This window comes from Flexivirga sp., from assembly GCF_051955415.1.
Lineage (GTDB): Bacteria > Actinomycetota > Actinomycetes > Actinomycetales > Dermatophilaceae > Flexivirga.
On the sequence record NZ_JBQCGS010000083.1, the window covers coordinates 40217 to 48297 of the forward strand.

At 68.7% G+C, this 8081-nt stretch carries 8 protein-coding genes and 1 pseudogene; 5 read left to right on the top strand and 4 right to left on the bottom strand.

Features of this window, described 5'->3' with window-relative positions; genetic code table 11:
* Position 1 precedes the first annotated feature (1 nt).
* Positions 2-988, bottom strand: coding sequence for an EamA family transporter RarD (gene rarD, locus ACTHL4_RS14465; protein ID WP_440283461.1), 987 nt, complete (start codon positions 986-988; stop codon positions 2-4).
* Positions 989-1140: 152 nt separating this feature from the next.
* Between rarD and ACTHL4_RS14470 the strand changes: the two genes are divergently transcribed.
* The gene (locus ACTHL4_RS14470; RefSeq protein WP_440283462.1) at positions 1141-1758 is read left to right on the top strand and encodes a hypothetical protein; all 618 of its coding nucleotides are present in this window, start codon (positions 1141-1143) and stop codon (positions 1756-1758) included.
* Here ACTHL4_RS14470 and ACTHL4_RS14475 read toward each other — a convergent pair.
* From ACTHL4_RS14475 to ACTHL4_RS14485, 3 genes are all read right to left on the bottom strand, one after another.
* On the bottom strand, positions 1720-2784 hold the full coding sequence (locus ACTHL4_RS14475) for a 2-oxoacid:ferredoxin oxidoreductase subunit beta (RefSeq protein WP_440283472.1): 1065 nt from the start codon (positions 2782-2784) through the stop codon (positions 1720-1722). The genes ACTHL4_RS14470 and ACTHL4_RS14475 overlap by 39 nt on opposite strands.
* Positions 2785-2801: 17 nt before the next feature.
* Entirely contained in the window at positions 2802-4676 is a 1875-nt protein-coding gene (locus tag ACTHL4_RS14480; protein ID WP_440283463.1) for a 2-oxoacid:acceptor oxidoreductase subunit alpha, read from the bottom strand.
* Between the two features lie 171 nt (positions 4677-4847).
* Positions 4848-5327, bottom strand: coding sequence for a carboxymuconolactone decarboxylase family protein (locus ACTHL4_RS14485; RefSeq protein WP_440283464.1), 480 nt, complete (start codon positions 5325-5327; stop codon positions 4848-4850).
* 98 nt (positions 5328-5425) lie between these two features.
* On the opposite strand from ACTHL4_RS14485, the gene ACTHL4_RS14490 reads away from it, so the two are divergent.
* The 4 genes and pseudogenes from ACTHL4_RS14490 to ACTHL4_RS14505 all read left to right on the top strand — a co-directional run.
* Positions 5426-6187: an alpha/beta fold hydrolase gene (locus ACTHL4_RS14490; protein WP_440283465.1), complete on the top strand. Its 762-nt coding sequence runs from the start codon at positions 5426-5428 to the stop codon at positions 6185-6187.
* 5 nt (positions 6188-6192) lie between these two features.
* The gene (locus ACTHL4_RS14495; RefSeq protein ID WP_440283466.1) at positions 6193-7509 is read left to right on the top strand and encodes a cytochrome P450; all 1317 of its coding nucleotides are present in this window, start codon (positions 6193-6195) and stop codon (positions 7507-7509) included.
* A 7-nt stretch (positions 7510-7516) separates the two neighbouring features.
* The gene (locus ACTHL4_RS14500) at positions 7517-7741 is read left to right on the top strand and encodes a hypothetical protein (RefSeq protein WP_440283467.1); all 225 of its coding nucleotides are present in this window, start codon (positions 7517-7519) and stop codon (positions 7739-7741) included.
* Between the two features lie 45 nt (positions 7742-7786).
* Positions 7787-8081: pseudogene (locus ACTHL4_RS14505) on the top strand (hypothetical protein); the annotation flags it as partial.

Sequence of the window (8081 nt, forward strand, 5' to 3'; positions counted from 1 at the left end):
CTCAGATCGCGCAGTTCTCCGCGGCACGGGCCAACCGCCACGCCCGTGACCCGGCGGTGAGCGAGTCGATCGTCAACAGGACCAGCGCGACCCAGACGATGGCGAAGCCGATCCACCGGGCGATCGGCATGTGCTCCCCGAGCAGCAGTACGCCGCACAGGAGCTGCAGGATCGGGGTGATGAACTGCAGCATCCCGATCGTCACCAACGGCACCCGGCTCGCGGCAGCTGCGAAGAGCAGCAGCGGCACAGCGGTCACGACTCCGGCGGCGAGCAGCAGCAGCGTGTGTCCGGTGCCGTCCGAGGTGAAGGTGGCGTTGCCCGTCATACCGACGACCACCAGCACGACGATCGCGATCGGCGTCAGGACGGCGCTCTCGGCGGTGAGGCTCGCGACCGCGGTCAGCGAGCCGCCGATGCGCTTCTTCATGAAGCCGTAGCTGGCGAAGGAGAGCGCCAGGACCACCGAGATCCACGGCGGCCGGCCGTAGTCGATGGCCAGGTAGACGCAGGCGAGGGCGCCGACGCCGACGGCGACCCACTGCAGGACGCGCAGACGTTCGCGCAACACCACGACACCGAGGGCGACGGTCACCAACGGGTTGAGGAAGTAGCCCAACGCCGCCTCGACGGTGTGCCCGGTGACGACGGCCTGGATGTAGACGGTCCAGTTGACCGCGATCAGCAGGCCGGCGATGGTCGTCGCGCCCAGCTGGCGGGGGTTGGACGCCAACCGGCGCAGGAAGCCCAGGTTGCGCGTGGCGGCCAGCACCGCCAGGCAGACGACCAGCGTCCAGACGATGCGGTGCGCCAGCACCTCCCACGCGCCGGCCGGCTTGAGGGCGTTGAAGTAGAGCGGGAAGGCACCCCAGATCAGGTAGGCCACGAAGCCGTATGCCGCGCCGTTGCCGGCGAGTGCGGAACGCTGTGTCGCAGTCGTGTCGTCGCCCGCCGACGTCCCTGCACTCGTGGTCTGCACAGCGCTCATTGTCCCACTCTCGCGTATGACGATCGTGAAGCACCAGCGAAATCTTCTTCATGACCATGAAGGACAACTGCAGCGTGGCGACGCCGGGCTCAGGGACGGGTCCGGGCCGTCACCCAGTGACGGCCGGGACGGCCACGATCTAGCGTCGCACCATGAGCCGCCGTCTCGTGCTGAGCGTCCTGGCCGTGTGCGCGCTGGTGCTGCTGCCGTGGACGACCTATCTCGGCCGGACGCTGCCGGCCACGCACCTGACCGACGACTGGCGGCTCGCCTGGGTCGGTTTCGACGTCGGCCTGATCGTGCTGCTGCTGGCCGCGCTGTGGTCCGGTCACCGGTGGCACCCGTGGGCGGCGTCCGCGATGGTGGCGACGGCGACCGTGCTCGTCTGCGACGCCTGGTTCGACGTCGTGCTGGACTGGGGCTCGGCGGACGCCTGGGCGAGCATCGCGTCCGCGGTCCTGGTCGAGCTGCCGCTCGCGGTCGCACTGTCGGTGTCCGCCCGGCGCCTGCTCTCCGGCGGTATGCCGCGGCACGTCGTCACCGCGGAGGAGATCCGTAGCGGCTGGGCCCGTCACCGGCACGGGCCGATGTCTCTCGAACGGCCAGCGCTGGAGACACTCAGTCCCGCGGACCGGGCGACGGTGGACGCGTTCTACGAAGAGAAGGTCCAGCAGGAGCTGCGGCTCTTCGCCTGGGCGGCGGCCCGGCACGCCGACTTCGGTGAGCAAAGGTCAGCCGCCGACCGCCCAGGTGTCGCCGCCGTGCAGTAGGTCCAGCAGCTCCGCGTCGGTCGCCGGACCGGCCGGGGATGCGGCCGCGACCTGCGCGCGGACGCCGTCGTCATACGTGGGGCGGTCGACATCGCGGAAGATGCCCATCGGCACGCTGGTCATCGACGCGCCGTCGAGTCGCGACAGCGCGAATGCCGTCGACGGGTCCTCGGCCGCGGTGTCGTGGGTGAGCACCTGGGCCGGGTCGGCGGTCGCCTCGGGTGCCAGTTCCAGTCGTCCGTCCGCAGCCCGTATGACGACCCGCGCCAGCTCGCCCTCGCCGGCACGCACCGGCTCGCCGTCGACGAGCCGTAGGATGCGGCCCTCGCCCTCGTCGGCGTCCTTGAGAATGTCGAACGCGCCGTCGTTGAAGATCGGGCAGTTCTGGTAGATCTCCACCAGGGCGGTGCCGCGGTGCTGGGCCGCCGCGCGCAACACGTCGGTGAGGTGCTTGCGGTCCGAGTCCATCGTGCGAGCAACGAAGGTCGCTTCCGCGCCGAGCGCGAGCGACACCGGGTTGAACGGCCGGTCGACCGAACCCAGCGGTGTCGATTTGGTGACCGCGCCGACGTCGGAGGTGGGGGAGTACTGCCCCTTGGTCAGTCCGTAGATCTTGTTGTTGAAGAGCAGGATCTTGAGGTTGACGTTGCGGCGCAGCGCATGGATGAGATGGTTGCCGCCGATCGACAGTGCATCGCCGTCACCGGTGACGACCCAGACCGACAGATCCGGCCGGCTGGTGGCCAGGCCGGTGGCGATCGCCGGGGCCCGCCCGTGGATCGAATGCATCCCGTAGGTGTCGAGGTAGTAGGGGAACCGGCTGGAACAGCCGATACCGGAGACGAACACGATGTTCTCCCGGCGCAGTCCGAGCTCCGGCAGGAAGCTCTGCACCGCGTTGAGGATGATGTAGTCGCCGCAGCCGGGGCACCAGCGCACCTCCTGGTCGGAGGTGAAGTCCCGTTTGGTCTGCTTCTCGCCGTCGGCCAGCAGAGGGACGCCGGCGATGCCGCTGGTGGCCGGCATCCCGAGATCCGTGGTCGTCACTGGTTGCTCCCTTCGCCCATGGTGTCGAGGTGTTCACCGATGACAGCGGCGATCTCCGCTGCGGTGAAAGGCAGTCCGCGGACCGCGGTGTGGCTGCGTATGTCGACGAGGTATTTGCCGCGCAGCAGCAGCGCGAGCTGCCCGAGGTTCATCTCCGGCAGCACGACGCGCTCGTAGCGGCGCAGCACCTCACCGAGGTTCGCCGGCATGGGCGCGAGGTGGCGCAGGTGCGCACGGGCGACCTTGGCACCCGTCGCGCGGGCCAGCCGTGCACCGGCCGCGATCGGACCGTAGGTCGAACCCCAGCCCAGGACAAGGAGTTCGGCATCGCCGGTCGGATCGTCGACCTCGATGTCGGGCACGGCGATGCCGTCGATCTTCGCCTGGCGGGTGCGGACCATGTGGTCGTGATTGGCCGGGTCGTAGCTGATGTTGCCGGTGCCGTCGGCCTTCTCGATGCCGCCGACCCGATGCTCCAGGCCGGGTGTGCCGGGCACCGCCCACGGGCGCGCGAGCGTCTCCTCGTCACGCAGGTAGGGGTGGAACGCCGGGTTGCCTTTGGCATCAGTGGCGTTCGGTTCCGTCGCGAAGTCGACCTCGACGACCGGCAGTTGGTCGATGGAGGTCGGCAGCCGCCACGGTTGCGACCCATTGGCCAGATAGCCGTCGGTGAGCAGGATGACCGGTGTGCGATAGGTGGTCGCCATCTGCACGGCCTCGATGGCCGCGTCGAAGCAGTCGGCAGGGGAGTTGGCGGCGATCACTGCGACCGGCGACTCACCGTTGCGGCCGAACATCGCCTGCAACAGATCGGCCTGCTCGGTCTTGGTCGGCAGACCGGTCGACGGGCCGCCACGCTGCACGTCGATGATGACGAGCGGCAACTCGAGGGAGACGCCGAGCCCGATCGTCTCCGACTTCAGGGCCAGGCCCGGCCCGCTGGTGGTCGTCACGCCGATCGCGCCGCCGAAGGAAGCGCCCAGGGCGGCGCCGATGGCCGCGATCTCGTCCTCGGCCTGGATGGTGGTGACGCCGAAGTGCTTCAGCCGCGACAGGTTGTGCAGCAGGTCCGAAGCCGGGGTGATCGGGTAGCTGCCCAGCACGAGCGGCAGCTTCGCCCGGTGTGCCGCAGCGGTCAATCCGTATGCCGTGGCGACGTTCCCGGTGATGTTCCGATAGGTGCCGGCCTCCATCGGTGCCGGCGCGACCGCGTATTGCACCGAGAACGCCTCGGTCGTCTCGCCATACGCGTGACCGGCGCGCAGCGCCGCGAGATTGGCCTCCAGGATGTCCGGCTGCTGGGCGAACTTGGCGGCGAGGAAGGCACGCGTGCCGTCCAACGTGCGGGTGTACATCCAGGACAGCAGGCCGAGCGCGAACATGTTCTTCGCGCGTTCCTTGTCCTTGCGGCCCAGGTCGAAGTCGGCGAGCGCCTCGACGGTGATCGAGGTCAGCGGCACGGGGTGCACCTGCCACGCCTCGAGCGAGTCGTCCTCCAGCGGGTTGGTCGCGTATCCGACCTTGGCGAGGTTGCGCTTGGTGAACTCGTCGGTGTTGACGATGATCGTCGAACCGCGTGGCAGGTCGCCGAGATTGGCCTTGAGTGCCGCGGGGTTCATCGCGACGAGCACGTCGGGCGCGTCGCCCGGGGTCAGCACGCTGTGGTCGGCGAAGTGCACCTGGAAGCTGGAGACGCCGGGCAGCGTCCCCTGTGGTGCGCGGATCTCGGCGGGGAAGTTGGGCAGGGTGGACAGGTCGTTGCCGAGAACGGCGGAGTCGCTGGTGAAGCGGTCGCCGGTCAGCTGCATGCCGTCACCGGAGTCTCCGGCGAACCGCACGACGACGCTGTTGATCTGTTTCAGGTTGCTCACTGGTTCTCCCGCTATCGGTGCTGGCAGCAAATCTACGCGTTGCTCCGGCACCGATTACATCCGGGTGGACAGGCATAACTACGACTTATAGCTCGAGTCGACTGGAGGTTTTGTGCGCTGTGATCCAGCCCACTCGCGCAGGTGGTCGGCGCGCGAGCGCACCGGCCGGGATCAGCGCTTCGGCGGCTGCATTCGCGTCGGTATGGCGAGCCGGTTCCACACGTTGATCGTGGCGATCGCGACCAGCAGGTGGGCGACCTCCTCCTCGCTGAACTGGTCGCAGGCGGCGGCCCACACCTCGTCGGTGACCCCCTCCTCGCCCAGCCGGGTGACCTGGTCGACCAGCGCCAGCGCGGCGCGCTCCTGGTCGGTGAAGCACCCCACCTCACGCCAGGCCATCAGCTCGAAGAGCCGCTGCGGCTGCTCGCCGGCCTCGAGAGCGTCGTGGCTGTGCATGTCGATGCAGAAGCCGCAGCCGTTGATCATCGAGGCGCGCAGTTTGACCAGTTCGTAGAGCGTCGGGTCGACGTGAGTGGCGGCGTACTGCTCGAGCGCGATGACCTTCTCGTAGGCCTCGGGTATGACGTCGGCGATCTTCATCCGCGGTTGCATGTCGTGCTGCTCCTTCTGTCCAGATGGTGCGTCCGTCACAGGTCTACTCCTCGTCGCGGTCGCCGTCAGCCGCACCCCTCGTCATCCGCGAACGCCAGACAGGTGCCGGCGAGGGCGCGACGCATTAGGGTGCGCAGATGAGTGTTGGACACGTCGTGGTGGGTTCCGGTCCGGTGCGGTTGATCGCCCTGCACGGGTGGTTCGGGTCGTCGAGCGGTTGGGGGGAGCTGCCGCTGCGGATCGACGGTGACCGATGCACCGTGGCGTTCCCGGACTACCGCGGATACGGCACTCGCAAGACCGAGACCGGTGACTACAGCCTCGCCGAGATCAGCGCGGACGCCCGGGCGCTCGCCGACGAACTCGGCTGGAATCGTTACGCATTGATCGGCCACTCGATGGGTGGCACCGCCATGATGCGCACCTTCGCCGACGCACCGCAGCGGGTCACCGGACTGATCGGCGTGTCGCCGGTGCCGCCGACCGGTGTGCCGTTCGACGACGAGTCGTGGGCGTTGTTCGACGGAGCCGCGGACAACGACGACAACCGGGCGGCGATCATCGACTTCACCACCGGCAACGTGCACCCGGACGAGTGGGTGCAGCAGATGGTGCGCTTCTCGGTGGAGAACTCCCGGCGGGACGCCTTCGGCGCCTACCTGCCGTCGTGGGGCAGGACCGACTTCCACGAAGAGGTTCCCCCGGTCGAGGTGCCGCTGCGGCTGATCGTCGGCGCTCGCGACGCGGCGCTCGGCCCGCAGACCTGTGAGGCCAGCTGGCTGCAGCTCTTCCCCGACGCCGCGATGGCCGTCATCGATGACGCCGGACATTATCCGATGTACGAGTCGCCGGACGCCTTCATGGACCACTTCGGTCGCGCCCTCGACGCACTGGACTGAGCAGGATGGCGACGCCGTCGACTGCAGCTCTGCACGATCCGAGCACCTACACCGAGGGCGTGCCGTTCGAGCTGATCGAGCGATTGCGCGCCGCCGGTCCGGTGCACTGGGTGGACGAACCCGAACTCCCCGGCCTGCCGCCCGGGCCCGGCTACCACCTGGTGGTGGATCACGCTCTGGTCACCGAGGTGGTGCGCGACCCCGCGACATACTCCTCGGCGCTCGGTGGCACCCAGATCCGTGACCCTGCGACACCGGGTGACTTGGCCTACGTGCGCCGGATGATGCTGAACATGGATCCGCCGGAGCACACCCGGTTGCGCAGGATGATCGCCGCGTCGTTCACGCCGCGGGCGGTGCGGGCGCTGGAGGATCGGATCGCCGCGCACGCCGAGGGCATCGTCGACCGGATGCTCGACGGACCGCACGAGTGCGATTTCGCCAAGGATGTCGCGGCTGATCTGCCGCTGCTGACCCTGGCGGACGTCCTCGGCGTGCCGACGGAGGATCGTTGGCTGATGTTCGACTGGTCGAACCGGGTCATCGGCTTCCTCGACGCCGACTATGCCGGATCGGCGACTTTCGATGGAGCGCAAGGGACTTCGCTGGCGCAGGAGGCGGTGGCGCTGCGCCCGTCGCCGGATGAGCACGGACGTATGCCGGACCCGCGCGGCCGTGACGGCATGCCGGACCTCTACCGCTACGCACACCTGCTGGGTGACGCGAAGCGGGCCGAGCCGGGTGACGACGTGATGTCGACCCTGCTCGCGCAACGCGCGGAGGACGGCGGGCAGTTGTCGGTCGAGGAGTTCGAGAACATGTTCTGGCTCTTCGCCGTCGCGGGCAACGAGACGCTGCGCAACGGGCTGCCCGGCGCGATGATCGCACTCCTGTCGAACCCCGACGCGATGGCGGCACTGCGTGCCGACCCGTCGCAGATCCGGGGTGCGGTGGACGAGTTGCTGCGCTGGTGGACACCGGTCATGACCTTCCGGCGCACTGCTGCCCGTGACGTCCAACTCGGGGACACCGCCGTGCATGCCGGTGACAAGGTGGTCGTCTCCTACCTGGCCGCCAACCGCGACCCTGCCGTCTTCGACCAGCCGGCGGAGCTGCGGCTGGGCCGAAAGCCCAACAACCATCGCGTTTTCGGCCACGGTCCGCACGTCTGTGTCGGCGCACACTTCGCACGGGTGCAGATGGAGCACCTCTTCCGTGAAGTGCTGGTCCGCACCCGCGACATACAACTCGCCGGGGAACCGGCCCTGCTGCGGTCCAACTTCCAGCGCGGCGTCAAGCGGCTGCCCATCCGGTGGGTGTGACGGTGTCGTGCTGATCTGGATCAACGGTGCTTTCGGTGCGGGCAAGACGCAGACCGCGCACGAGTTGCGGCGGCGGCTGCCGGAGGCCCAGGTGGCGGATCCGATGTCCGTCGACGAAGTCGTCGAATGGATCGCGGCCGATGCCGGTCTGCGGCTGGCGGCGGGACGACTCGGCCCGGTGCCCGCTCGGCTCCGGCGGCTGGCGGTCTCGGCGAGGCACATCCGGTGGTAATGCCGGCCATGCATCAAGCCGGCAGAGTCGAGGCTCCTTGCTGACATGGACGAAGATCTCGAGATGACCGCCGAGGTGACGACATACCGGTATCTGCGGTTCTGTCTGCTGGCGTTGCTGCTGGCACTGACGATCGCGCTCGGGATCGAGACGGTGCGTGGCGGCTGGCAGACGTCGATCAGCGCGTACTACTACACGCCCGCCGGTCCGGTCTTCGTCGCCGTGCTGGCGAGTGTCGGGGTGTGTCTGGTCGCGCTGCGCGGCTACACCGACGCGGAGAACGTCTGCCTCGACCTGGCCGGCATCAGTGCGCCGATGGTGGCCTTCGTGCCGACGCCGG

Bases quoted from the DNA above. Each gene is read 5' to 3' on its own strand.
- rarD (WP_440283461.1), bottom strand. From the start codon at position 988: ATGAGCGCTGTGCAGACCACGAGTGCAGGGACGTCGGCGGGCGACGAC.
- ACTHL4_RS14470 (WP_440283462.1), top strand. From the start codon at position 1,141: ATGAGCCGCCGTCTCGTGCTGAGCGTCCTGGCCGTGTGCGCGCTGGTG.
- ACTHL4_RS14475 (WP_440283472.1), bottom strand. From the start codon at position 2,784: ATGCCGGCCACCAGCGGCATCGCCGGCGTCCCTCTGCTGGCCGACGGC.
- ACTHL4_RS14490 (WP_440283465.1), top strand. From the start codon at position 5,426: ATGAGTGTTGGACACGTCGTGGTGGGTTCCGGTCCGGTGCGGTTGATC.
- ACTHL4_RS14495 (WP_440283466.1), top strand. From the start codon at position 6,193: ATGGCGACGCCGTCGACTGCAGCTCTGCACGATCCGAGCACCTACACC.